The organism is Flaviflexus sp., from assembly GCF_052087705.1.
In the GTDB taxonomy this organism is placed as follows: domain Bacteria; phylum Actinomycetota; class Actinomycetes; order Actinomycetales; family Actinomycetaceae; genus Flaviflexus; species Flaviflexus ciconiae.
On the sequence record NZ_JBQCYC010000009.1, the window covers coordinates 87,394 to 111,461 of the forward strand.

Genomic DNA, 24,068 nt, shown 5'->3' on the forward strand with positions numbered 1-24,068 from the left:
AACCACCACAGTCTGAACCGGGAGTTACTGGTTACGGATGTTTCCCTGTCCCCAACTGTTTCAAACTGGTTGCACGCTTGGTGAAAAACTGTTCCCCCGGTATCACTTTGCGGTGATATTCCGGGGGAAACGTATGGTGCGCGAGGTGGGACTTGAACCCACACGTCCGAGGACACTGGAACCTAAATCCAGCGCGTCTGCCAATTCCGCCACTCGCGCGCGACTATAAGAATAGGCCAAAGCCCTTCGAATAGCCGAACTGGATCAGCCGATAATGTTCCTTGTCACGCGAGCCACGTGTCCCGTCGCCTTCACGTTGTACATTGCTTCAGCGATCGTGCCGTCCGGATTCACGACGAACGTGGAACGAATGACACCGACGGTGGTGCGTCCGTAGTTCTTCTTCTCGCCCCAGGTTCCATAGGCTTCCATGACCTCGTGGTTAACGTCGGAGCCAAGCGGGAAGTCGAGGAGCTCAGCGTCGGCGAATGACTGCAGCTTCGTTACGGGGTCGGGCGAGATACCAATGACCTCGTAGCCAGCGTCGCCGAGTCGAGCATCCCTGAAGTCACAGGCCTCGGTGGTGCAGCCCGGGGTCATAGCCTTCGGGTAGAAGTAGACAATAACTCCCTTCTCGCTCTTCTCAAGAAGCTCGGTCAGGGAGAGTTTGCCCTTCGGTGTCTCAATTTCGAACAGGGGTGCTTTGTCGCCTACGTCAAGTCGTGCCATGGCCACGATCTTATCTGCCACGGTCATATCTCCAAGAACTTCCGCGCACGGCTGAGCACCTGCCCGGTCACGGCTACCATGAGGGAACTATGACAGCTCAACATCTTGCTGCCGACGAGCCGTTCTACCGGCAGTGGTCTCGGCGCGGCACCATGCCCCGCACGCTTACTTCCTCCCGGCGCCTCCTCAACCTGCTCGGCTTCACGGCACCACCGTCCCTCGCCGTGGTTGGTTCCAAAGGCAAGGGAACCGCGGCAGCAGCTGCCACCATGGCACTGGTTGATTCGGGGCTCACGACCGTCTCCGTTACGTCACCGGCCTTTCGCACCAACCGCGAGCGCATTCGCATCAACGGCGCAGCGTTGACCCTCGAGGCGTACGAGCTTGTGTCCGAGAAACTGGCGGGGCTTCTTCCCCTGCTGCCGGCCGATCATTATCTTTCCCCAACCGGTGCCTACACGATCATGGGTGCCTGGTATGCGTCCCACATCGGTGCCGATGTCCTCGTCCTTGAGGAGGGCATGGGTGGCTCTACCGACGAAGTGTCGTTCTTCGACCACACGGCTTTAGCGGTCACTCCGATCTTCCTGGAGCACGCCGGAATCCTTGGCAATACGGAAGGTGAGATCGCCGAGAATCTACTCGGTGCCGGATCTGCCTCGGTCCGGCTCATTGCCTCCGCCCCGCAGTCACCCGAGATCACCTCTCTCGTGGAGAACCGCGCAACCGAGTGGGGCGCAACCCTCGTTCCCACATCTCCCGCACATCACCGCAGTCCTCTCGTCGGCGAGAGCATAGGTCTTGGTAGGGCAATAGGCTCAGTATTTGCGAAGCTCCTCTTATCGGAGCCACGTCACTCCTGCTCGGAGCCAAGCCGCCCTTTGACAGTGCCGGACAGCTTCCCGTCGCAGCCGAGCCGCAACAGTTTAGACGAGACAAGCGGGGCCGCCCCGCCCGCGGAGTCCGGCGCGCGGCGTACCTCCTTCTCGTCAGACACCGGTGTACAAGCCTCGGCCGCTGATTCGGGGTCAAGCACCCGGCATTCCACCAGCCTCCCCGGCGATTGGGTCAATCTTCCCGTCGATTCACTCGATTTCCCGCACGATCCGGTCACCGCACCAGACCGGTCCCTTAACCTCCCGGGCCGTTCTTCCATCCACGAGACCGCGTCGGGCACGTGGTTTGTTGATGCTGCGATTGCTCCTGCTGCTGTGGAAGCGGCTCTGCGTGCGAGTGCGATGAGTAAACCGGTTGTGATTGCGTCGTGGCCACTGTCCAAGGATCACGAGGGCTGTTTTGAGATTGTTCCGGACGCGATTCTGGTTCGCTCGGGTGTGGGACTGGCGTTCCCACCGGGGCTTCCATCACTTGCCGATGTGGCACCGGGACTGTCCGGGGATATGATTGCGTTGGGAACCATTTCGTTTATTGCCGAGGTTCTTGATTATCTCGGCGCTAGTACAGAGTCCTGGTAGGCCATAGTACCTAGGTCCCAGGGTGACAACCGGATATTCTGGACACGACTGTGTCTACTTTCGAAGGGAATGACAGTGCGTATAGGTGTACCGGCAGAATCCGGCCAAGCCCTGGTCGCTGCAACTCCTGACACGGTCGCCCAGCTCATCAAACTTGGATATGACGTCGGAATTGAGTCCGGCGCGGGCGACCACGCCCAGTTCCCTGATGAGCAGTATGTGGCGGCCGGTGCCAGGATCGTTGATGGAGAGGACGTGTGGACGTCCGATATCGTGACAACGATCAGGCCCCCTGCGGATCTTCATCAGATCAGGCGAGGCTCGATTCTTATCTCCAAGCTGTCACCCGGGGCTAATCCCCAGCTTGTCGAGTCGCTCGCCGAATCCGGGGTTACCGCCATGGCGATGGATGCGATTCCGAGGATCTCCCGTGCGCAGTCCATGGACGTGCTGTCGAGCCAGGCAAACGTTGCCGGTTACCGCGCCGTCATTGAGGCAGCTCATGCTTTCGGTCGTCTCTTTACCGGTCAGGTCACCGCGGCCGGCAAGGTTCCGCCCGCCACGATCTACGTGATCGGTGCCGGCGTGGCCGGCCTTGCCGCTATTGGCACCGCCGGTTCCATGGGCGCGATCGTGAAGGCAACGGACGTGCGTGCCGAGGTGGGCGAGCAGGTTGAGTCGATGGGTGCGGAGTTCATTCCGATCCCGGCTCCTGCCCAGGAGTCAACGGATGGCTACGCGAAGGAGATGACGGACGCGCAGGCCGTTGCCGCCGAGAAGCTGTACTCCGAGCAGTCTGCCGCCGCGGACATTGTTATCACGACGGCTTCGATTCCGGGCCGCCGCTCCCCCGTTCTGATCACGCGTGACATGGTGGGGAAGATGAAGCCGGGCTCTGTCATTGTTGACATGGCTGCGGCCGGTGGCGGTAACTGCGAGATGACAGAGCCTGGCCAGACGATTGTCACCGACAACGGCGTCACCATCATTGGCATTGAGGACCTGGCGGCACGCCTGCCAGCCCAGTCCTCCCAGCTGTACGCGCAGAACATCGTCAACTACCTAAAGCTTCTCACCCCCGAGAAGGACGGCCGTACGAAGATTGACTTCGACGATGTCATCATCCGCACCGTCACGGTAGCGGATGCTGGGCAGGTGCTGTGGCCGCCGCCCCCGATCCAGGTTTCCGCCGCACCAACTCCATCGGCTGAAGCCGAGGCTCCGGCGGCCGCACCCTCCCAACCGGAGCCGGCACCATCGAGATTCAAGAAGTCGACGCTGTGGATGGCACTGGCTGCGGTTCTTGCCGCCGCTCTTGTTCTCGTCACCCCGCTTCAGTTGACCGGCCACTACATTGTGCTCGCCCTGTCCGTGATCGTTGGCTTCTACGTCATCACGAATGTCACTCACGCGCTCCACACGCCTCTCATGTCGGTGACGAACGCGATCTCCGGCATCATCATTGTCGGCGCAATACTTCTTATCGGCAGCGAAAACTGGTGGGTGACGATCTTCAGCTTCATTGCGATCGTCATCGCCTCCATCAACATTTTCGGCGGTTTCGCCGTCACTCACCGCATGCTCGGCATGTTTAGGAGGGCATAACCATGGAAGCTCAGAACTTCGTAGCACTCGCCTACCTTGTCGCGGCGCTCCTTTTCATTAACGCCCTGCGCGGCCTGTCCAAGCACGACTCCGCCCAGTCCGGCAACACCTCCGGCGCCATCGGCATGGGTATTGCCCTGGTCGCCACGATCTGGCTGGCTCTGGATTCCGATCCGGGCCGCGGCGTAGCCGTCACCCTGATTCTCATCCTCCTTGCCCTCGCGGTCGGCGCCGTTATCGGCCTGCGCATGGCACAGAAGGTGGGTATGACGGAGATGCCTCAGCTCATTGCGCTTCTCCACTCCTTCGTGGGTCTGGCCGCCGTTCTCGTCGGCTTCAACACGTTCCTCACCTCCGCGGGCGGCTATGGATCAACCCACACGTTCCTCATGGGTGAGATCTTCCTCGGCGTCTTCATCGGTGCCGTGACCTTCACCGGCTCGATCATTGCCTACCTGAAGCTGTCGGCCAAGATGAAGTCCGCGGCGCTCACCCTGCCGGGCAGGAACTGGCTGAACCTCGTAGCCGTTGTGGTTTCTGTCGTCCTCATGGTGTGGTTCATGAACACCGACTCGGTTGGCATCGGACTCATCCCGCTGATCATCATGACGATCATTGCCCTCGCCCTCGGCCTCCACCTCGTTGCCGCCATCGGCGGCGGCGACATGCCGGTGGTTGTTTCCATGCTCAACTCCTACTCGGGTTGGGCCGCAGCAGCTGCTGGCTTCATGCTCCAGAACGACCTGCTCATCATCACCGGTGCGCTCGTCGGCTCGTCGGGTGCCTACCTGTCCTACATCATGTGCAAGGCCATGAACCGTTCGTTCGTCTCCGTGATCTTGGGCGGCTTCGGCCAGCCCACCGCCACGGCAGAGGCACGGGACTACGGCACCCACACCGAGACCTCGGCAGAAGAAGTATCCACGATGCTATCGACCGCCAAGAAAGTCGTCATCACCCCGGGATACGGCATGGCGGTGGCGCAGGCACAGTACCCGGTTGCCGACCTGACAAAGCGCCTACGCGAATCAGGTGTCGACGTTTCCTTCGGCATCCACCCCGTGGCCGGCCGACTCCCGGGCCACATGAACGTGCTCCTCGCCGAAGCCAAGGTCCCCTACGATGTCGTCTACGAACTCGACGAAGTGAACGACGAGTTCTCCGATGTCGACGTGGTCCTCGTCATCGGCGCCAACGACACCGTCAACCCCGCCGCTGAAGAGCCCGGCTCCCCCATCGAGGGCATGCCGGTGCTGAAGGTGTGGGAAGCCAAGAACGTCATCGTGTTCAAGCGTTCCATGGGCAACGCCGGCTACGCCGGCGTGGAAAACCCCCTGTTCTTCGCAGAAAACACGAAGATGCTTCTGGGGGATGCGAAGGCATCGGTTGATTCCATCAACGCAGAGCTGACAGTCCCCGCAAACTAACGGGATAACAGCGCTAGCACCGCAACCGCACGTGGGGTGGGACGGTTCTCCGTCCTGCCCCACCTCATTTATTTGGTCTTAGTAGACATCCAATGGCCCGGCCTTCATGAAGCACCATTGGCCTAGTCTTCATGAAGCACTATTTGCTCAGTCTTCATAGAGCACCATTTGCCCGGTCTTTATAGAACACCGCCTGCTCGGTCTAAATGGAGCTCAATGGTTGCTAGTGGATCTCAAACCCAGAGATCGGGCCGGGGTTCTCAAGGTCGGTCACGACAACGTCTTCAATCCGAGCGTGAGCCGGTCCGTTCCGGCACCAGTCGATCATTGACTGTACGGCGGAATCCTCACCAAAGAATCGGGCCTCAACGGTCCCGTCGAGCACGTTCCGCACCCAGCCTTGCACTCCCGCTTCCACGGCGGCGCGGTGGCAGTTCCACCGGAAACCCACGGCCTGGACCCTCCCGGTGACGACAACATCAACGCATCGCATGGTTCCTCCTTATCGGGTAGCTCCACGACACCCGGTAGCTCTGCCTCGTAGTTTCGCCTTACTTGCTAGCTCTGTGGTCTCAACTCTCGCTACCGGGTGGGTGCGAATCCCTCAAGAAACTGCTTCGGGCTCACTCCACCGATGGCAAGCACGCTATCCACCAGCACGTTTGCTTGGCGACAAGGTTACCCGCCGAGGCGTACATACGGGAGGAACTTATCTGCTTACCCCTCCGACTTTCGTACCTTCCATCTCCGTCATTTCCTGGGATGATGGAAGAACCAGGAAGGAGAACACATGCCGTTTACTCGCGATGAGATCCATGTTGCCATGGAGCGCCGGAATCGGCGCGACTTCCTGCCGAGGAATGCTCAGCATGCTGCCTCCATTGACCGCCCGATCCTCATTGGCCACGGACAAACCAACTCCCAGCCGAGAACGGTTGCCGACATGATCGAGCTTCTCGAACTCGAAGAAGGCCACAGGGTTCTCGACGTCGGTTCGGGTTCGGGATGGTCGACGGCGATCCTTGCCGATTTGGTTGGGGAAACCGGAAGCGTGACCGCAACAGAGCTTATTCCCGAGCTTGCCGACAAGGCTCGGATAGCCCTTGCAAAGCAGAACCTCCCCTGGGCCACGATCTACGATGCTGATCCGGAGGTGCTGGGATGGCCGGAGGGCGCCCCCTACGACCGCATCCTCGTCTCGGCACAGGCACAGCAACTACCCGAATCACTCATCGACCAGTTGGCGCCATCTGGGCTCATGGTTATCCCCGTTGCCACGCACATGCTCCGGGTTGCGAAAACCGGGGGCGAGCCGGACATTTCAAGGCACGGACGCTACTCCTTCGTTCCGCTCATCGAAGGCTGACGCCAAGACCTTCAAAGCCACCCCGTGCTACGCGCCTGTGGTTGCTGCACCTGTGTAGGGTCGCCGAACGTTTGTAGTGTCGCGAACATCAGTTCACCGACTATTGAGCTGTACTATCGGCACTATCGGCCCTTTTTCGTTTCGGTCCAAAGCATCCAGGCCACGACGAGAACGTAGAGGAGGGCGATGATCATGGGGATGAAGCCCCACACGGTTGGCGTAATAAAGCCAGCCACGAGGAAACCCGCGGCCCACCAGGCGATGTCGGCTTTCTTTGCTCCGTAGAAGGCTGCGACTACGCCGGTGATGGAGAAGACGCAGGCCATGATCAGCATCGGATCTGCACCGGCAAGCACTGTCGCCACGATTCCCGATACGCAGTAGAGGGCGGCAATGAGTGCACCGATCAAGTAGGCCCGCTTTATGTTCTCCATGCGCTGAGAATCTCATAGATTTCTGGGAAGCCTGGCACAATCAGACTGTGAGCGAAATTGCATCAGAAGACATGGGGCCGTGGCTATCGCCCGAGGAGCTTGAGTTCGTGCGCCGCAAGGTGCCGATGGTGTACGTCGACATCGTGCCCGTCCGCACCGACGAATCCGGCCAAGTTGAATCCATCGGGCTTCTCCTGGAGGCTCAGGATGATGGGATCTCCCGTGCACTCGTCACCGGACGGGTGCTCTTTCACGAGACGGTCCGAGAGGCTATTGTCCGCCACCTCGAGAAGGATCTGGGACCGGTAGCCCTCCCCCAGCTGTCCCCCTCGATACAGCCCTTCACGATTGCCGAATACTTCCCCACGCCAGGTTCGGGTAAGTACGACGAGCGTCAGCACGCTGTCTCCCTCTGCTACATCGTTCCCGTCATGGGCGAATGCGGGCCCGCCGCCGATACGCTCGAGGTCACCTGGTTCACGCCCGGCGAGGTGCGTACGCCCGAGTTGCAGGCCGAGATGAACGAGTCTCACGCACAGATTCTGCGCCAGGCCCTTGGCCAGATGGGTGAACTGTGATCGCCTTTATCATCGACATTCTTCTGACCGGGGGTTTCGTCGCATACGGCATGAACACCCACGACTCTCCGTGGTCCGATTTCCCGGTGACCGCCGCACCCTTCGTCATTGCCCTCGTCATCGCCTGGCTCATCATCCCCCGCGTGCGGGAGCAGCCTTTCTCTCTCGTCTCCGGTGCCATCGTTGCGCTCCTGACCGCGGGGATCGGCTTGGCCCTGCGAGCAGGCTTCGGTCAGGGAGTCTCGGGAGCTTTCCCGATTGTCGCCACCGTCATGATCGCCGCGCTCTTCCTCGGGTGGCGACTCATTGCCCTTCTCATTAACCAGGTACGACAGAAGTAGCAGTCAGCCTGATCCGTCGACCCTGTTCATCGGGCTCCAGAACACAGTGTCAGATGGAGCCCGATGAACAACCTAAGTAGAGCCCGTCAGCAGTGGAGCTGGCGGGCCTTCTCTGTGCAGGACGTGATCGGTCTTGCACGAATCGCTTATTGGTCTCGCCAGTAAAGACGAACCGGACTATTCAGGCGGCTGTTCACTTGCGCCGATAACCTGTTCTCTCAGGAGGCTCGATGTCCATTCATACCTATCTTGCACAGCTCGGAAACCGTCGCGATCCAGAGACCGGTGCTATCAGCATGCCGATCCACCTGTCGACGACGTTCGCACACCCCGAACTCGGTCGCAGCACCGGATACGACTACACCCGTACGAAGAACCCGACTCGCACGGTTCTTGAAGAGGGTCTCGCTGAACTCGAAGGCGGCACGCATGCTGTTGCCACGTCCTCAGGTATGTCGGCCGTGCAGCTCGTCTTTGGCCTGTACCCGGCCCGGTCCAAGTTCCTCGTCACCCGTGATGTTTACGGTGGCTCGTACCGTTACTTCAACGACCTGGAAGACAAGGGCCATGCTTCCTTCGAGTTCTTCGACACCGAGGAAGAACTCGCGGGTCTCATGAGCGACGAAATTGCGGCCGTGTTCTTGGAAACTCCCACGAACCCGCTCATGAAGGAACTCAGCATTCGCGTAATCTCCGACATTGCCAACCCCCACGGGGCTCATGTCATTGTCGACAACACGTTTCTGACACCGCTTCGTCAGCGCCCGCTCGACGATGGTGCAACGATCTCCATTCACTCCGGTACGAAGTACCTGAGTGGGCACAACGACATCCTGGCCGGCGCTGTGATCACGAACGACCCGGCTATTGGCGAGAAGTTACAGTGGCTGGCGAATACGACCGGTCCCACCCTGTCACCGTTCGATTCCTGGCTTTTCATTCGTTCTCTCAAGACCCTGCCGATCCGTATCGACCGTCAGGAGGCAACGGCCCGCGAGGTTGCACACGCACTGGAGAACCACCCCGAGATCGAGGAAGTTCTCTACCCGGGTAAGAGTGCGATGATTTCCATCAAGGTCAGGGATGTCTCGAAGATCAACAAGGTCCTCACATCCCTCAAGATCTTCACATACGCAGAAAGCCTGGGCGGAGTGGAAAGCCTGATCACCCACCCGGTCACCCAGACCCACGCCGACATTCCAGTCGAGGTCCGGGAATCCTACGGCCTCACCGACAGCCTGTTGCGCCTGTCGATCGGTCTTGAAGATCCCCAATGTCTGATCGAGGATTTGAACCAGGCACTCGGCAACTAGTCGGCAAACATCACGCAACAAACCTGGGCTTTCATGACGTAGCAAGCTTCGGCTTTCAAACAGCTAAACAGTAGACAGGAGGGGACCAGTTCATTTCGAACTGGTCCCCTCCTGTCTACCGACTTCTGGCTACGTGCCTGTTTAACTCGGGGCGGTGCCGCGCAACTCGCTGAGGCACCGCTTGTATTTATTCGATCCCGAACCTTGTCATCTCGGCCTTCAGTGCCCGGAAGGCTTGTCCGCGGTGGGAGATTGAGTTCTTCTCCCGGCTCGTCAGTTCTGCCGCGGTCTGTTCGTATCCGTCGGGTACGAAGATCGGGTCGTAGCCGAAACCGCCCTTGCCGCGGCGTTCCCGGATGAGCCTACCCGGCATGATACCCGTGGCAATGATGTCGGGCTGGCCGGGGCTCACGTAGACGGCGGCACACACGAACTTTGCCTGACGGAGGTCGTCCCCAACGTCGTTGAGCTGACCGAGAAGGAGATCCGTGTTCTCATCGTCTGCTCCGTGGCGCCCGCACCAGCGGGCCGAGAAGACGCCCGGTGACCCGCCCAGCACGTCGACGCACAGGCCCGAGTCGTCGGCGATAACGGCCTCGCCGGTGCGTTCTGCAACATAGCGGGCCTTGATGAGGGCATTGCCTGCGAAGGTCACGTCATCTTCCACCGGATCACCGAGATTACCCGGTGACAGATCAATGTCTTCACGCCCGAGGATCTGCCGGACTTCGACAAGCTTGTGGGCGTTGCGGGAAGCGAGAATCATGCCAGGGCGCCTTTCTGAAGCTCGGTGAGTTCGCCGGCTCCCTTGACTGCGAGGTCAAGAAGCTCGTTCAATTCATCGCGGTTAAACGTACCATCCTCCGCGGTTCCCTGGATCTCGACAAAGTCGCCCGAGCCGGTGATGACGACGTTCATGTCGGTTTCCGCGCGAACGTCTTCCTCGTAGGGCAGGTCAAGCATCGGGGTGCCATCAACAATTCCGACGGAGACAGCGGCAACGGAGTCCTTCAGCGGGGAGGACGTGATGGTCTTGTTCTCCAGTGCCCACTCGACGGCGAGCGACAGTGCCACGTAAGCGCCGGTGATCGATGCTGTGCGGGTGCCGCCATCGGCTTGCAGCACGTCGCAGTCGAGAACGATGGAGTTCTCCCCCAGCTTGCTCATGTCCACAACGGCCCTGAGGGATCGCCCAATGAGGCGGGAGATTTCGTGGGTACGTCCGCCGATCTTGCCCTTGACGGATTCGCGGGGACTGCGGGAATCGGTCGCCCTGGGGAGCATGGCGTACTCGGCTGTTACCCAGCCTTCCCCAGATCCCTGCTTCCAGCGCGGGACACCTTCGGTGAAGGATGCGGTGCAGAGCACTCTGGTTTTGCCGAATTCGACGAGGCAACTGCCTTCGCCGGCCTCCTGCCAACGCGGTGTGATAGTTACGTTTCTCAGTTCATCGAGGCTGCGAAGATCTTTGCGTGTCGTCATGCACCCATTCTAGAAGGGTTTGCGACATGAAAGGTACCACCGGGGTTGGCAACGGCAATGGGGCCCGAATAGGTCTCCCTGGCCTCCTGGCAAACGACGTCGGGATCGGTCCAGGGTTGCAGGTGGGTGAGGAGGAGGTTCTTCACGCCCGCCTCCGTCGCAATCTGGCCTGCCCTGCCGCCCGTCAGGTGAATGTCGCGGACCGTGTCGCGGGAAGCCTCAAAGGCTGCTTCGCACAGGTACATGTCGGCGTCCTTGGCTGCCGCGACCTGGCCTTCGCAGTAGTCGGTGTCGCCCGAGTAGGTGAGCACTTCGCCGCCGGGGCCGGTCAGCCTGATCGCAAGCGCCGGTACGGGGTGCACGGCATGGAAGAACTCGAGGTCGATGTCCCCGACCGTCACGGAATCCCCCTGGGCGACGGTATGGAACGTGAACTCGCCTTCGTAGTTCTCCTCGGGGCCGTCACCGCCAATTTGGCGGGTGCGGAACAGACCATCGCCGGGGCTATAAACGTCAACGGGTCCGAGAGGTCCGCCGGGGAACCAGCGCCGATACACCTGCATGCCGATAATGTCGGCCACGTGGTCGGTGTGCAGGTGGGAGAGGACGATTGCATCGACCTCGGCCGGGTCAATGTAGTTCATGAGCTGACCCATGGTGCCCGGCCCAAGATCGAGGATGATTGTTGTCGTATCGGTCTTGACCAGATAGGCCGAGGCTGCGCCCTTCGGGCCGGACATCGAACCCGAGCATCCGATAACTGTGAGTTTCATTGGACCTCCACGCGGTGGACTGTGCCCACTTCGGGGCCCAGGAAGCGACGGGCAAGAACCTGGAACGATTCCGCGTCGCCGGTTGACAGGAAACGGAGTGTGGGCGGTGCGGTTTCTGTGCGCTCGAGGCCGCCCGCCACGAGAGCCCGGTAAGTATCTTTCGCGGTCTCTTCCGCCGAGGACACAAGCGTCACTGCATGCCCCATGACGTAGGAGATAACACCGGTGAGAAGAGGATAGTGGGTGCACCCAAGAACGAGAGTATCGACCCCGGCTGCCTTGATCGGCTCCAGGTACTCCTGGGCCACATTGAGCAGATCCGGCCCGCCGGTCTGCCCCGATTCAACATACTCAACGAACAGCGGCGCAGCCGCGATCGTGACCGCGATGTTGGGAGCCGCAGCAAAGGCGTCCGGGTAGGCACCGGAGTTCACGGTCGCATTGGTACCGATCACGCCGACCTTGCCGTTGCGGGTGGCGGCCGCAGCCCTGCGAACTGCTGGCTGGATCACTTCGATGACGGGGATTCCCATGCCGACCTCGTAGCGTTCACGAGCGTCGTGAAGGGCAGCGGCCGAAGCTGAGTTGCAGGCCATGACAATCATCTTGACCCCGGACTCAACCAGGAGGTCGAGAGCGTCAAGAGAGAGCTGGCGCACGTCCGCGATAGGACGAGGGCCGTAGGGCGTGTGGGCGGTGTCGCCCACGTAGGTGACCGCTTCATTCGGTAGCTGGTCAAGGATTGCGCGCGCGACGGTCAGGCCTCCCACTCCGGAGTCAAAAATGCCAATCGGCGCGTCACTCATGGGTCGACTTTATCCGCGCGGACGTCGCAGGCGCACCGCATCGATGAGTGAATCCTGCCACCAGGTGATCATGGCAAAAACAAGGATGAGCTGGTTTTCCACCTCTTGCTCTTCATCCTCGGGGTCTTGCGGGTGGAGACCGTCGGCGATCTCTCCGGCCCTGTGTGCGATCTCATCGGCACGCTCGGAGGAGTCAATATCGAGGCGGGTGGCAAGAACGAGGCGCAGGTCATTAAGCGCCGCCATCCACACCGGAATATCGTCCTCGGCCACAAAGATCCTGCCGGTGGAGGCGGACAGCACTCGGTACACGGTCGTCAGGTTTGAGATCTTCGTGGACCGCACGGAAGACTCGGTGAGCTGACGTAGCTCTCGTGCTTCTTCCGGATCCTCGCTCATGTCCGGCAGCAGCCGATACAGTGCCGGATCCGAGCTTGGCTCCTGGGCCGGGGCGAGCTCACGTTCAAGAACGGCAAGGGGATCGTCGGTGACGTCAACGACCGCAACGTCCTCACCGAGGACGGAGACGACGTCACGCATAAGGGAAGCAATGACTTCGAGTTCAAAAATGTCGCCACCGGAGCTGACTCCGCCCCGGACTCTGCGGAAACCAAACATGCTATGCGTCCTTCTCGATCGTGGCGTGCAGGCCGTAGGAGTGCATTGCCTGGACATCGGTTTCCATGGCCTCCCGTGAACCGGAGGAGACAACGGCCCTGCCGTTGGAGTGCACCTCCATCATCAGCCTGTTGGCGGTAAGTGCATCGAACCCGAAATAGGATTCGAAAACCCAGGCCACGTAGCTCATAAGGTTGATCGGATCGTCGTGCACGACTGTGCGCCACGAAGGGGCGGCTTCGCGCTCCTCCGTCGGGGTCGGCGAAGGCATTGAAGAAGGAGTTGGTTGAGTCATTACCCGCTATTCTACGCAACAGCGGGGAAATTGGGCTGTGAGGTTGTCTGGGCCACTAGAGTGGGACCTATGCATAAGTCCACTGCACTGCTCACCGACATGTATGAGCTGACCATGGTCGACTCAAGCCTCGCCTCCGGGACCGCCGATCGGCAGTCCGTCTTCGAAGTGTTCTCCCGGCGATTGCCGTCGGGAAGACGGTACGGAGTTGTGGCCGGGACGGGGCGAATCCTTGACGAGATTGCCTCGTTCACGTTCTCCGACGACGAACTTACTTACCTCAAAGACACGAAGATTGTGTCCCCCGAGACCGTTGACTGGCTCGCTAACTACAAGTTCTCCGGCGATATCTACGGCTATGCGGAAGGCGAGTGCTTCTTCCCGCAGTCCCCGATCCTCACCGTGACCGGAACGTTCGCCGAAGCCGTTATCCTCGAAACTCTTGTCCTCTCGATCCTCAACCACGATGCCGCTGTGGCAGCGGCCGCCTCCCGCATGACAATCGCCGCTCACGGACGCCCCTGCTTGGAGATGGGAGCGCGGCGCACCCACGAGCGTGCCGCCGTCTCCGCGGCCCGCGCCGCCGCCGTTGGTGGCTTCGCTGGCACGTCGGTTCTCGAGGCAGGCCGCACCTACGGCATCCCCGCCATCGGAACCGCCGCCCACTCCTTCACGCTCGTGCACGATACGGAGGAGCAGGCCTTTGCCGCACAGGTGGCAACCATGGGACCGGACACGACCCTCCTGGTCGACACCTACGACGTGGAACGCGGCGTAGCCCGGGCCGTCCAGGCCGCCCGCGAAGCGGGAGGCGAGCTCGGGGCGGTCCGTCTCGACTCGGGCGACCTTGTTGCCCAGGCCTTCACGGTCCGCAAGCAGCTCGACGATCTGGGTGCCACCTCCACGAAGATCACGGTGACCTCCGATCTTGACGAGTACGCCATTGCCGCGCTCGGTGCCGCACCGGTCGACTCCTACGGCGTGGGCACGAAGCTCGTCACCGGTTCGGGCTTCCCCACGGCCGAGCTGGTCTACAAGCTTGTTGCCCGCGAAGACACGAACGGCAACATGAAGGAAGTTGCCAAGAAGTCGGCCTCCAAGAAGTCCTATGGCGGACTCAAGGTCGCGGGCCGGCTCGCCGACGAGGACGGTGTGGCCCGCGAAGAAGTCATCGTCTCCGCAGAGTCCTGGGAGCAGGGCCGGGCAGAGCTGGAGGAGATGGGGGCACACCCCCTCCAGGTCCCGCTCGTCCTCGGCGGCTCCATCCAGCCCCACCACTCGGTGGCCGAAGCAAGCGAACATCACATCTTGTCCCGCAACCAGCTGCCGTACCAGGCATGGCGTCTCTCTGCGGGCGAGCCCGCTCTCCCCTCCCGCATGCTCGACATCTTCGAAGGCGACAACAACCCCTACGAGGGGTAGGAGAAGCTGGTTGTCCCTCCTTCGGGCACTCCCCTAGACGGGACCTGCCTGGAAGAGCCTCGACCAGACAACCCAGACCAGCAAATCCAGACCGGAAGACATGAGGTAAGGCTTGGGGCCACGGATCGTCTCCGTGGCCCCAAGCCTTACCGTTTGTCAGCCCTGCTTACCGCACGAGATGTATTGCCCTCGCCATGGTGCGCAACCGGTTGGGCGATCGCAGGTAGGCGCTACTTGTCGCCTTCTCCCCCACTGCCTCCGCCTCGCATCTGCGAGTAGATTTCCTTGCATGCTGGGCACACCGGGAACGCCTCCGGGTTGCGGACGGGAATCCAGACCTTGCCGCATAGGGCGATCACGGCCTTGCCGGTCACGTTCGATTCGGTCAGCTTGTTCTTACGCACATAGTGCGCATAGCGCTCGTTGTCGCCCGGCTTAAGCTTTTGCTCTTCGCGGGTCTGAGTTACGGAATCACTTGACGGGGTCGCTTGGCTCATGGGGATTATCCTAGTTCGCTCTGGTGCAACAAGACAGTGCACGTTCACGAGAGGGCTGCTGAAGGAAGTGTGGTCGATAACGAATTTTCATCGGTAGAGCACTGTCTTTAAAGACAGTGCTGGCCGCCTTTCGGCGGCCAGCACTAAGTCACAGGGTGAAGACTAGTTGGAGACAGCCTTCTTCAGGGCCGAGCCGGCCGACAGCTTGACGCCGTAGCCTGCGGGGATCTCGATCTCCTCGCCGGTACGGGGGTTGCGGCCCTTGCGGGCGGCGCGCTCGGTGCGCTCAATCGACATAAGTCCGGTGATCTTGACGGCCTCGCCAGCAGCGAGGGACTCAACGAGAACCTCCTGGAGTGCGGAGATTGCCGAATCGGCATCGGTCTTGGTTAGGTTCGCACGCTCAGCGATCTTGGCAATGAGCTCGGTACGGTTCAGGGACATATTGCCCACCTCTCCTCAGTTGGAAATTTGGACCCGGTTAGGTCACTAGGTCGAATGTAGCGGAATATCGGCGAAGACGCGCGATTTAACGCGGTAATTCACCGAATTCTCAGAATTCTCTCATCTTTGATCAAGCCCAAAATGTTCTGTTCTGATGCATTTTGACCGATATAGACATTAATGCGCCTCACATGTCACGGGTGCCGTCTCGCTCATGGCGAAAGCGGCGGCGCCACGCCAAAACGCTCCGGCACTCGCTTCCCTTGCGTCTTCAGCTCGCTAGAACGACAAAATTAGGTGGACGAGAAGGATCTTGACGAGGATGCCGAGGGCAAAAAGCGCGGCGTAGCCGCTCTCAATTCTTTCGTCGTCCTTCCTGCTTGTTGCGTAGGAGAGGATTGCGGGTTGGCCGATCATGCCGGCGATGGCGCCGGCGGTGCGAGCACTCGACAGGCCCGACGCACGGCATGCCACCAGCAGGCCGAATGACGACACGAGGACAACGACGGCGGCAATGAGGATTGCTGAGAGTCCCTGGCTCGTGAAGGCGGTGTCCATGAAAGCAGGGCCGGCGGCAATGCCGACGGCTGCGAGGAAGATGAGGAGACCCAGCTGACGGATGGTCAGGTTCGCGGCCTGCGGGATCTGCCAAATGATTGGTCCGGTGCGGTGGAGGGCGCCAAGGATCATGCCAACAATCAGTGGCCCGGCAGCCGCTCCGAGGGAGAACGTGGAGTTACCGGGAAGGGAAATCTCGATCATGCCCAGGAGCAGGCCAAGCGCCATGCCAACGCCGACTGACAGCGCGGAGAAGGTGGAGACGTTACGGACCGAGTCACCAAAGAAGCCGGAGACCTCCGAGAGGGACTCTCTCGGTACGACGACGAGGGCGCGGTCACCCAGCTCGAGGATGAGGTCGTCGCGAGCCAGCATCTCCAGGTCGCCGCGGTTCACGCGGGTGACAACGCCACCGAAGCGCGCTGCGAGATTGAGCTCGGCAATCGTTCGGCCGGCAAGACTGTCGTTGGAGACAACGAAATGACGGAAGTCGACCTGTGCGCGGTCGTTGGCAAGATGCTCGGGGATTCGCTCCCCCACCTGTTCGATAGCAGCATCGACAACGGGACCGGATCCGACGAAGAGGACTTCGTCGCCCTCGATGAGTTCTTCACCGGGCGAGATCACGCGGGTGCGGCCCTCGCGGCGCAGGTAGCTCATGCGGAGCTCCTGCTCAGAAAAGCCCGTGACCCTGCGTACCGGCATGGGATTGCGCACGTGAACGGAGACGGCCTCAATGTCCTCACCGGCCAGCGAATCCGTATCCTTCTTGCCTTCCCAGTCCCTGCCAACAATCCAGGCGACAACGAGGATCGCGAGGATCACGCCCGCGGGGTAACCGATGGCGTAGCCAACGGACGGTTCACCGGACGTCGTGACGGCATTCGCTGCCGCGAGCGCCGGGGTGGAGGTAAGGGAACCGGAGAAGATACCGGAAACGATGTCGGGGCTGAGATTCATGACCTTGCCCAGTGCAATGGCACCGCCCGCGGCAACGATGAGGAACAGCGTCGCCCATCCCATCATGGGGGCTTGTCGTTTGAGGTCCGCGAAGAAGGTTTGCCCGGCGGATAGCCCAACCATGTAGACGAAGAGAGCCAGCCCGAGCGACTGGATGAGGCCGAGAGAGGCGCCGATGTCGGGGGCAAGCGAGCCGATGACGAGGCCGACAAACAGTGCTCCCGCGGCACCGAGCCGGAGCGGCCCAAACGGCACCGCTCCGAGGGCGGCGCCGAGGGCGACAACGATAAAGATGGTGAGCAGGGGTGAGCTCGAAAGCAGTTCGGTCACAGCCGTATTCCTCCAAAGGGTTCTACAGCTACGGTATCCCGTTCCGCCCACAAGTCGACATAAAGTGGCCGTTTTATCTCGTCCCAGGTTCTCCCACGAGTGGTTTCCGCGAGTTCCTGCGGAGCATCATTCGCACCCCGCGAGCCGACGCCTAAGGGAGCATGCCCCCGCTGGCGCGCTAGGAGATGTAGATAGCGCTAAGCACCTATCTGCCGGAACGATATGCTCCAACTGATCTATTCCCCAGTATTCGTTCCCCAGTATTTGTTCCCCAGTGACCGTAGCCCCGTGTCGTTAGCGGATGTTCTCGTCGAATTCTTTCGTGACGCGGTAGTCCTTGTAGTAGGGCGTGGCGTCCTCGTTTTGTTCGAACCATTCGAGTAGCCACGTCTCGTGGGTGTCGCCTTCTTCGAAGTCGTACTCGTAGACGGCGGAGGGCAGTCCGTCGCTATCGAGGTCAGTGGCCTCGTGAAGGTAACCAGAGTCCGGGCCGAGGCAGATCATGACGGAGGAGTTCATGAGGACACCGCGGTCGTAGCTGTTGGCGATAACGTTCGGTGCTTGGTCCATACGGGTGTAAAGGCCGTCGATGGTGTCGTAGTTGCACACCCCGTCAGTTGTATAGATAAGGAGATGGATGGGAACGCCGAGCGGTCTAGTTTCGAGGATGTTCCGCAGTTCATCGGAGACCGGCTCACCGTCTTCGATGTAGGAAACCGACAGGGCGGGGCTACTGCCTCGTACTTCGACGGGAACTCGGGTGCGACCGTCTCCGATGATGTAGTTGACGACCTGGACACCGCTAAGGATCAGGACAATTGCTATCACCCAGGCGGCAATAGATGTGATGACTTCGCTAGCGGTCTTCTCGTGGTAGCCCTGGAAGTAGCCGGAAATGTTTGTGAAGACGGCACGCAACCACCGGGTTGCCGAGGTATCGATGGAGAAGAAGGCCTGAGTGGCATCCTTTTCTCGGTGGATCTGCTGCACTGACTCTCCCGCGACAACGCTCGGCGCTCCGGCGACGCCGACCCCGATGTCGTCCGTGCGAGCAAGTGAGAACACGGGAGTATCGGCTAGTGTGCGTGCGTCCTCCACCATCACCGCCCGAGCATTCGCGGTTCTCAGCGAGTTCATTTCCTCGTGAGCATCGGCTTCCGCCTTTGCCAGACGATCATCACGCTGGTCCTTGGCGAGGGCCTTGGTCTTGGTAGATTCCGCTGTCTCATACCGCTCCCCTGTCTCCGTGAGATCTGCTGTAACGGACGGGGTCAGGGAGCGCAGGCGGGCTGTCTCGCTGCGCTCCCTCGCAATGGTGTCCAGAGCGCTGAGGGCCTTGGTGGGTGTGATCGTTCCTGCGGAGAGCTTGGGAGCGAGGGCAGAGATCTGTTCGACGGCTTCCTGCGAGTTGTCTCCAAGGGCAGCATAGAGAACTGCCCCTTCGTTTTCCCATGCTTGCGCCCACGTCCCCTCCATCCCCAGCACGGGCCTGATGCGCCACAGGGATTCGGCCTGCTCGCGTACCGTGCGAACGAGGGCGACTCGGGTTTCGATAGATAGCTCTTCACCGATGCCATCACCGAGGCGGTGGAGGTTCAGGTAGTCCGATTCCCAGGCGGCCAGCCGGGAGCTCGAATCGTAGGTCGGATGGTCGGCTGCCACCATGGAGATCTCGAGGGTGAGGGCCTCTTCCGCGAGTGTCATCGCGGTCAGGGAAGTCTTGACTTCCTTCTCCCAGCCCTTCTTCCTGCGGCTGATAACAAATGGCCTCATGGCAAGCGGGAGAAGAGCGGTGACGGCGGCGAAGGTGATGAGGGCAGTCACGAGTGCGCCGGTCACGTTGGAGGAACCGGAGGTGATTGTTGATTCGCTCTCCTCAAAGCCAACTCCTCTCAGGCCGTTCGAGTATCCGGCAAAACCATCCCAGACCTGTGCCTCGATCGACGGATAGGTAGCGTTCATGGCGTCATAGAACTCGCCCCTGCCAGCGGAGTCCTCATCGACATCGATGGAGAGTTCGTACGACGTGTCGAAGCCCGACTGTTCACCCGAGTCCGCGTACCAGATGGCAACCGTCTTCTCGTCGATCAGGCCCGCGTATTCATCGCCAATGGGTTCGAAGTATTCGGGGAAGATCTCAATGAGCCCCCTCTCATCAGGATATTCGTATTCGTCAAGCGGAAGCTCCTCCGGGGTTGTGAGCACCAGGTAGTCGGCGGGAGACAGCAGTGGAATAGTCGACAGAGCATCCGCGAGAGCCTCCTCATCGTCAATGATGTTGGCGTCGTCGATGATCGTCACGCTGTCGGGAAGGTGGAGGACCTCATCGCCGTCGGGAATGCTGACGGCGTTGTTCCGCTCTGTTTCGCTCGACACCAGCTCATAGGGGATCGTGATAGCAGCCTCGTCAGCGTCCGAGATCACGCCCTCCTCAACCGGATTGAGCCACACGTAGACACCGCCCGCACCCATGGCAACCGCCGCCGCAATCATGATGACGATTGGGGATACCGGGATCTTTAGGGAGTTGGCCCCCTGCGCAACCTTCGCCTCGGCGATGCGTTCGGCCAGCTGCTGTTTCACCTTCTGGCTTGTCAGCTTCTCGAAGGCCCTGGTCGCATTGGCCCTGCGGCTGGTGCGTCGCTTCGTCACGGTACCGCCGGCGGCGGCAATCTCGAGCGTCCGGTAGCGGAACGGATCCTCAATCTCCGTCCTGCGGTCAAACTCTTTCCCATGCTCGGATTCGTAGGCCACATAAACGTGGTCGGCCACGGTCGCCAATTCGGTGGCAATCGCGTCCAGCCCAACAAGTCCCTCGGCCGAGGCATTCTTGCTCGCAACCTCAAGCTCACCGGCAAGTACCGGCAGTCGCTTCGCGAGCTTCTTATCCCCCGTTTCCTGAGCCAAAACGGTGGCTGCGTCAATCGCTGTTCGTAGCGCGGCAACGGAAGGGTGAAGAGACATGTCCCCCGCGCTCTTACCCCGGCGGAGGCTTTTCTTTGTCGGCTCGCTTCGGTGCACGTTCTCATCGGCTTGAAGAGTTGCCTCGGCTTCTCTCACGACCGTGGCAATCCGATCGAGTCGGACAAGCGATGGGAGGTTGACCGGCTTGATCAGCTCCTCCCGGTCGAGGTGCTGGACCTCAAAGACGGCGCGCGCAAGGTCAATGTACCGGTACCGGTACTGCTCCACCCTCGCCTCCATGGTCTTCCCGTAGGAACCGGTCGTTGCGACACCGATGAGCTCCATGCCGTCCAGGGACTCGGTTGCCTCCCGGTAGGTATCGAAGACCCGATCGGCGACTTCTTTGAGCTCGCCGCCGGACAGTCCGGCCAGGTGCGAAGCGTTCTTCTTCTGGTCAGAACGCTGTCTCGCGGCGTGCAAAACCAGTCCCACAAGCAGGCCGGCAATCAGACCGGCCACGGTCGCAAGGAGATAGTCGGAGAAGGTTGTACCGCTCGTTACTTCGGCTTCCTGATCGGCAAAGACCTGCAGACCATCGGCAACCGTGCCGGGAGTCAGTTCCCCTTGAGAGAGGCGATAGGTCAGCGAATCGGCCACGTCGAAACGGAGGTGCCAGAAGTCGTCGGGCTCGTACCTGGGATGGACTCCCATGGAGACGTTCACGATTTCTCGCTCGGGCTCCACCCAGAGGACGACGGCATCATCGTCGACGCGGACGGTCGGGAAATAGGCGGGGTAGGTATCTTGTAGGCAGCTAACGTTATCGACCTGGCAGTCCTCGGTGACCTGGAGTTCGTCCGTTGTTCCAACAACGATGAGGACTCTGATAGGGCGGCCCCACGTCACGTCATCGATCGCCGTGCGGAGCTCTTCCTCGTTGAAGAATCCATTCGGGTCATCTATCGTCACCTGGCTGGACCGGACACCCGTCCGGCTCTCCTGGGAAGCCAGAACTAACGCCCCGAGACCAACCCCGACACCAACAAGGATTGCGATCCAGGCCCGCCACGAAGGCAGAAACGATCGGAGGAAAGCAACAAATCTCCGACGGTCAGTTTTCTCTTCTTTCCCACGCGGCATGGGTCGATTATGGCATGGCAAAACGGACTAACAGGCTCAATACCAAGCCCGCGGGGACTAGGACCCAAACAGACAGGTTTACGAGCTCGAGTCCAAAATTCAGCAAGCAAAAGCCCAAGGCCGACAGAAATACAGACAGTTCGACCCAGGAGGAACGGAAACGAAGCAGGAGCCCGGCTCGGCAACCAGACCAAAGATCTGACTGCCGAGCACCCCACGATCCCAGCGGTTCGAGGTACTTGAGTTAGCGTTTCATTCGAGCTAGCGCTCGATTCGCACAGGGTACTGTTCGGTTCGTGGGGGTGAATGTTTAATTCGTCTGAGTTACCGTTCGATTCCGTACACGCTAGCGTTCGATGCCGTAAGAACGCATGGCCTTCTTGGCGCGCTTCGTTCCCTCTTCCTGAAGGGCAAGGAGCTCGGCGTAGATACCACCGGAGACGGCAAGCTCGGCAGGGCTACCGATCTCGTCAACGACACCATCGCGGAGGGTGACGATGCGATCAACGCTCGAGATGGTGGACAGCCTATGGGCGATGATCAGTGATGTCCTGTTTTCCATGAGAGTCTCCAGGCCTTCCTGCACAAGGCGCTCGGAGCGAGTATCGAGTGCCGACGTCGCCTCATCCAGAACGAGAATTGACGGATCCTTGAGGATTGCGCGAGCCACGGAAATACGTTGCTTTTGGCCGCCTGAGAGCTTCAGGCCGCGCTCACCAATAACGGTGTCGAGACCATTCGGGAAGTCCTCAATGAACCGCCACGCATTCGCCTTCTTCGCGGCCTCAATGATTTCTGCCTCGGAGGCAGCCTCATTGGCGTAGCCAATGTTCTCCCGGATCGTTCCCGAGAACAGGCTCGATTCCTGGAAAACCACGCCGATCTGAGAGCGAAGTTCAAGGAGGGAAAGGGAATGAACGTCGGTGCCGGCAACGGCGATCGTGCCTCCGCGGAGACGATAGAGCCCGAGGAGCAGGCTGATGATCGTGGTCTTGCCACCGCCGGATTCACCAACGATGGCGATCTTCTCCCCCGTCCTCACGGAGAACGACACGCCTTTCAGAACATCCGGGTCGTCGTCGTAACCAAAGGTCACGTCTTCAAACGCAACGGCCGGACCGTCGTGAACCAGCGTGGCAGCAAGATCGTCCTGAGCGGGCGTGAGGGCCGCACCGTCGATCGCCGGGCCCGACCTGGCCGCGGGACCAATAGCTGTCGAGGAAGCGGATGTCTCTGCTCGCTTCTTTTGCTCGGCGAGAGTGGGTGCTCGATCGACCTCGATTTCCATGACCTCGAAGTAGTCGCGGGAGCCCGCGATAGCGTGCTGGGCGGAGTCCACCAGGAACGACATCGAACCAACCGGCTGACGTGCCATGGCAACCAACTGGACGAGAAGGACCATGTCGCCAACAGAGAAGCGGCCCTGGACCGTGTACGTAAAGATGATGGCGTAAATACCAAAGAAGATCACCGCCATGATCCCCCGCCGCAGAGCATCCATACCGTGCCAGTGCTGGGACTGCTTGCGGGTGGTCTGGATCGTGCGGTCGTATCGCTTTGTAAAGGACTTCAGCTCGCGGAGCTCGGAAACGAAAGACTTAACAACCTTGATTTGGCCGACAACTTCGTTGAAGCGCCCGCCAGCAACATCGATATCTTCGTTCTTCTTACCCTCGTACTTCTGCCACTTCTTCGACGTCAACGTCGTCAGCCACATGTAGACCGGGAAGATAATCGCAAGGAGAAGAGCCAGCGGCCACGCATACCAGGCGGTGATCACAAGTACGGCGACAGTCGTGATGATCATCGTGAAGAAGCTGTTCGAAAACATCTTCGCGAAGTTCGTGACCTCGGTGATCGAACGGTTGAGCCGAGACACGATCGTTCCGGTCAGCTCATTATCGAAATAGCGTTGCGGCAGAGATAGGAGCTTCTCGAAGTACCGAACCGACAGGATCGACCTCATCCGCGCACTCATGACGTCACCGACGTAACCACCAATCGACGACACGGCGGTTGAAGCCAACTCAATGATGAGGAAGGCACCAGCAAGCCACAGCACGGTCCTGATCGCGGAACTCTCAGTCCGGTCACCAGAGATTGCTTCCACAACCACATCGGTCGCCCCGGCAATGATAAACGGGATGACGAGAGCGGCTACTGCCGTCAAAACCGACGCCAGAATAATGACTGCAAAATGGACCCGCAGCTCCTTCGTGAAGCGCACAATCCTCAGCAATGATTTCACTGAACCTCCCAGATTCTCCATGAACCACAACGGCAAAAACGGACCAATTAGTCCGAGAGTTCCCTCATAACCCTCACACCTTCCGTCCAGGCCGACGCATCGGGCACCACCGGGTTAGTTAAACCAGCCCGAAGCCTCACGTCACTTGAATCTGAACGAACACGAACCTGAACGAGAGAGCATCTGAGCACGAAGCAACCTGATCGAGTCGGAGCTTGAACGAGCACAAGCCGGAACAAGCTAGAGCCGGATCGAGGCAGATCGGGAGCTTAAATACCCACACTCCGACGCTTCCTTCCTCTCCGACCTTGATTCGGGGTCTG

General features: G+C 60.3%; 22 protein-coding genes and 1 tRNA gene. 8 read left to right on the forward strand and 15 right to left on the reverse strand.

The window, feature by feature from the left end:
• Nucleotides 1-134: 134 nt before the first annotated feature.
• Both ACTHUY_RS06590 and ACTHUY_RS06595 read right to left on the reverse strand, forming a co-directional pair.
• Nucleotides 135-219: transfer RNA gene (locus ACTHUY_RS06590), tRNA-Leu, on the reverse strand.
• A 45-nt stretch (nucleotides 220-264) separates the two neighbouring features.
• The gene (locus ACTHUY_RS06595) at nucleotides 265-729 is read right to left on the reverse strand and encodes a peroxiredoxin (protein ID WP_126704954.1); all 465 of its coding nucleotides are present in this window, start codon (nucleotides 727-729) and stop codon (nucleotides 265-267) included.
• 89 nt (nucleotides 730-818) lie between these two features.
• On the opposite strand from ACTHUY_RS06595, the gene ACTHUY_RS06600 reads away from it, so the two are divergent.
• From ACTHUY_RS06600 to pntB, 3 genes are all read left to right on the forward strand, one after another.
• On the forward strand, nucleotides 819-2,204 hold the full coding sequence (locus ACTHUY_RS06600; RefSeq protein ID WP_441654650.1) for a hypothetical protein: 1,386 nt from the start codon (nucleotides 819-821) through the stop codon (nucleotides 2,202-2,204).
• Nucleotides 2,205-2,279: 75 nt separating this feature from the next.
• Nucleotides 2,280-3,809, forward strand: a complete 1,530-nt coding sequence (locus tag ACTHUY_RS06605) for a Re/Si-specific NAD(P)(+) transhydrogenase subunit alpha (protein WP_441678210.1) — start codon at nucleotides 2,280-2,282, stop codon at nucleotides 3,807-3,809.
• Between the two features lie 2 nt (nucleotides 3,810-3,811).
• Complete coding sequence (gene pntB / locus ACTHUY_RS06610) at nucleotides 3,812-5,236, forward strand: Re/Si-specific NAD(P)(+) transhydrogenase subunit beta (RefSeq protein ID WP_441654652.1); 1,425 nt, start codon at nucleotides 3,812-3,814, stop codon at nucleotides 5,234-5,236.
• Between the two features lie 223 nt (nucleotides 5,237-5,459).
• On the opposite strand, the gene ACTHUY_RS06615 is transcribed toward pntB, so the two are convergent.
• Nucleotides 5,460-5,729, reverse strand: a complete 270-nt coding sequence (locus tag ACTHUY_RS06615) for an acylphosphatase (protein ID WP_441678211.1) — start codon at nucleotides 5,727-5,729, stop codon at nucleotides 5,460-5,462.
• Between the two features lie 297 nt (nucleotides 5,730-6,026).
• Here ACTHUY_RS06615 and ACTHUY_RS06620 point away from each other — a divergent pair, with 297 nt between their 5' ends.
• Entirely contained in the window at nucleotides 6,027-6,602 is a 576-nt protein-coding gene (locus ACTHUY_RS06620) for a protein-L-isoaspartate O-methyltransferase family protein (protein WP_441654654.1), read from the forward strand.
• 122 nt (nucleotides 6,603-6,724) lie between these two features.
• Here the strand turns inward: ACTHUY_RS06620 and ACTHUY_RS06625 are convergent, their stop codons facing one another.
• On the reverse strand, nucleotides 6,725-7,036 hold the full coding sequence (locus ACTHUY_RS06625) for a hypothetical protein (protein ID WP_126703655.1): 312 nt from the start codon (nucleotides 7,034-7,036) through the stop codon (nucleotides 6,725-6,727).
• 47 nt (nucleotides 7,037-7,083) lie between these two features.
• Here ACTHUY_RS06625 and ACTHUY_RS06630 point away from each other — a divergent pair, with 47 nt between their 5' ends.
• From ACTHUY_RS06630 to ACTHUY_RS06640, 3 genes are all read left to right on the forward strand, one after another.
• Nucleotides 7,084-7,614 (forward strand): DUF4916 domain-containing protein, encoded by a 531-nt coding sequence (locus ACTHUY_RS06630; protein WP_228201593.1) that lies wholly within the window; start codon nucleotides 7,084-7,086, stop codon nucleotides 7,612-7,614.
• Nucleotides 7,611-7,955 carry a DUF3054 domain-containing protein gene (locus ACTHUY_RS06635; protein ID WP_441678213.1) on the forward strand — a complete coding sequence of 115 codons (345 nt, stop codon included), beginning with the start codon at nucleotides 7,611-7,613 and terminating at the stop codon, nucleotides 7,953-7,955. The genes ACTHUY_RS06630 and ACTHUY_RS06635 overlap by 4 nt, the downstream gene beginning before the upstream one ends.
• Before the next feature lie 230 nt (nucleotides 7,956-8,185).
• The gene (locus ACTHUY_RS06640) at nucleotides 8,186-9,268 is read left to right on the forward strand and encodes a PLP-dependent transferase (RefSeq protein ID WP_441654656.1); all 1,083 of its coding nucleotides are present in this window, start codon (nucleotides 8,186-8,188) and stop codon (nucleotides 9,266-9,268) included.
• A 187-nt stretch (nucleotides 9,269-9,455) separates the two neighbouring features.
• Here ACTHUY_RS06640 and rdgB read toward each other — a convergent pair whose 3' ends face one another.
• From rdgB to clpS, 6 genes are read right to left on the reverse strand one after another with little or no spacing between them, the layout of a single operon-like run.
• On the reverse strand, nucleotides 9,456-10,034 hold the full coding sequence (rdgB, locus tag ACTHUY_RS06645) for an RdgB/HAM1 family non-canonical purine NTP pyrophosphatase (RefSeq protein WP_441675770.1): 579 nt from the start codon (nucleotides 10,032-10,034) through the stop codon (nucleotides 9,456-9,458).
• Nucleotides 10,031-10,750 (reverse strand): ribonuclease PH, encoded by a 720-nt coding sequence (gene rph, locus ACTHUY_RS06650; RefSeq protein ID WP_441654658.1) that lies wholly within the window; start codon nucleotides 10,748-10,750, stop codon nucleotides 10,031-10,033. The genes rdgB and rph overlap by 4 nt, the downstream gene beginning before the upstream one ends.
• On the reverse strand, nucleotides 10,747-11,523 hold the full coding sequence (locus ACTHUY_RS06655; RefSeq protein WP_441654659.1) for an MBL fold metallo-hydrolase: 777 nt from the start codon (nucleotides 11,521-11,523) through the stop codon (nucleotides 10,747-10,749). Before ACTHUY_RS06655 ends, rph begins: the two co-directional genes overlap by 4 nt.
• Complete coding sequence (gene murI / locus ACTHUY_RS06660; RefSeq protein ID WP_441678215.1) at nucleotides 11,520-12,329, reverse strand: glutamate racemase; 810 nt, start codon at nucleotides 12,327-12,329, stop codon at nucleotides 11,520-11,522. Before murI ends, ACTHUY_RS06655 begins: the two co-directional genes overlap by 4 nt.
• Before the next feature lie 9 nt (nucleotides 12,330-12,338).
• Entirely contained in the window at nucleotides 12,339-12,947 is a 609-nt protein-coding gene (locus ACTHUY_RS06665) for a DUF2017 family protein (RefSeq protein ID WP_164719815.1), read from the reverse strand.
• A gap of 1 nt (nucleotide 12,948) precedes the next feature.
• On the reverse strand, nucleotides 12,949-13,218 hold the full coding sequence (gene clpS / locus ACTHUY_RS06670) for an ATP-dependent Clp protease adapter ClpS (RefSeq protein WP_206501888.1): 270 nt from the start codon (nucleotides 13,216-13,218) through the stop codon (nucleotides 12,949-12,951).
• Nucleotides 13,219-13,311: 93 nt separating this feature from the next.
• Between clpS and ACTHUY_RS06675 the strand changes: the two genes are divergently transcribed.
• Nucleotides 13,312-14,664: a nicotinate phosphoribosyltransferase gene (locus ACTHUY_RS06675; protein ID WP_441678216.1), complete on the forward strand. Its 1,353-nt coding sequence runs from the start codon at nucleotides 13,312-13,314 to the stop codon at nucleotides 14,662-14,664.
• Nucleotides 14,665-14,894: 230 nt separating this feature from the next.
• On the opposite strand, the gene ACTHUY_RS06680 is transcribed toward ACTHUY_RS06675, so the two are convergent.
• The 5 genes from ACTHUY_RS06680 to ACTHUY_RS06700 form a co-directional block, all read right to left on the reverse strand.
• Nucleotides 14,895-15,161 (reverse strand): DUF3039 domain-containing protein, encoded by a 267-nt coding sequence (locus tag ACTHUY_RS06680; protein ID WP_126703665.1) that lies wholly within the window; start codon nucleotides 15,159-15,161, stop codon nucleotides 14,895-14,897.
• A 162-nt stretch (nucleotides 15,162-15,323) separates the two neighbouring features.
• Complete coding sequence (locus ACTHUY_RS06685) at nucleotides 15,324-15,605, reverse strand: HU family DNA-binding protein (RefSeq protein ID WP_126703666.1); 282 nt, start codon at nucleotides 15,603-15,605, stop codon at nucleotides 15,324-15,326.
• Nucleotides 15,606-15,884: 279 nt separating this feature from the next.
• Nucleotides 15,885-17,453: an aspartate:alanine exchanger family transporter gene (locus tag ACTHUY_RS06690; RefSeq protein WP_441678218.1), complete on the reverse strand. Its 1,569-nt coding sequence runs from the start codon at nucleotides 17,451-17,453 to the stop codon at nucleotides 15,885-15,887.
• A gap of 294 nt (nucleotides 17,454-17,747) precedes the next feature.
• Entirely contained in the window at nucleotides 17,748-21,497 is a 3,750-nt protein-coding gene (locus ACTHUY_RS06695; protein WP_441678220.1) for a hypothetical protein, read from the reverse strand.
• Nucleotides 21,498-21,843: 346 nt separating this feature from the next.
• Entirely contained in the window at nucleotides 21,844-23,745 is a 1,902-nt protein-coding gene (locus ACTHUY_RS06700; protein ID WP_441678222.1) for an ABC transporter ATP-binding protein, read from the reverse strand.
• Between the last annotated feature and the right edge of the window lie 323 nt (nucleotides 23,746-24,068).

Coding starts and splice junctions, on each gene's coding strand:
- clpS (WP_206501888.1), bottom strand. CDS start 13,218: ATGCCTTCGCCGACCCCGACGGAGGAGCGCGAAGCCGCCCCTTCGTGG.
- ACTHUY_RS06595 (WP_126704954.1), bottom strand. CDS start 729: ATGGCACGACTTGACGTAGGCGACAAAGCACCCCTGTTCGAAATTGAG.
- ACTHUY_RS06680 (WP_126703665.1), bottom strand. CDS start 15,161: ATGAGCCAAGCGACCCCGTCAAGTGATTCCGTAACTCAGACCCGCGAA.
- rdgB (WP_441675770.1), bottom strand. CDS start 10,034: ATGATTCTCGCTTCCCGCAACGCCCACAAGCTTGTCGAAGTCCGGCAG.
- ACTHUY_RS06665 (WP_164719815.1), bottom strand. CDS start 12,947: ATGTTTGGTTTCCGCAGAGTCCGGGGCGGAGTCAGCTCCGGTGGCGAC.
- ACTHUY_RS06600 (WP_441654650.1), top strand. CDS start 819: ATGACAGCTCAACATCTTGCTGCCGACGAGCCGTTCTACCGGCAGTGG.
- ACTHUY_RS06685 (WP_126703666.1), bottom strand. CDS start 15,605: ATGTCCCTGAACCGTACCGAGCTCATTGCCAAGATCGCTGAGCGTGCG.
- ACTHUY_RS06625 (WP_126703655.1), bottom strand. CDS start 7,036: ATGGAGAACATAAAGCGGGCCTACTTGATCGGTGCACTCATTGCCGCC.
- ACTHUY_RS06620 (WP_441654654.1), top strand. CDS start 6,027: ATGCCGTTTACTCGCGATGAGATCCATGTTGCCATGGAGCGCCGGAAT.
- ACTHUY_RS06615 (WP_441678211.1), bottom strand. CDS start 5,729: ATGCGATGCGTTGATGTTGTCGTCACCGGGAGGGTCCAGGCCGTGGGT.
- murI (WP_441678215.1), bottom strand. CDS start 12,329: ATGAGTGACGCGCCGATTGGCATTTTTGACTCCGGAGTGGGAGGCCTG.
- ACTHUY_RS06695 (WP_441678220.1), bottom strand. CDS start 21,497: ATGCCGCGTGGGAAAGAAGAGAAAACTGACCGTCGGAGATTTGTTGCT.
- ACTHUY_RS06655 (WP_441654659.1), bottom strand. CDS start 11,523: ATGAAACTCACAGTTATCGGATGCTCGGGTTCGATGTCCGGCCCGAAG.
- pntB (WP_441654652.1), top strand. CDS start 3,812: ATGGAAGCTCAGAACTTCGTAGCACTCGCCTACCTTGTCGCGGCGCTC.
- ACTHUY_RS06675 (WP_441678216.1), top strand. CDS start 13,312: ATGCATAAGTCCACTGCACTGCTCACCGACATGTATGAGCTGACCATG.
- ACTHUY_RS06640 (WP_441654656.1), top strand. CDS start 8,186: ATGTCCATTCATACCTATCTTGCACAGCTCGGAAACCGTCGCGATCCA.
- rph (WP_441654658.1), bottom strand. CDS start 10,750: ATGACGACACGCAAAGATCTTCGCAGCCTCGATGAACTGAGAAACGTA.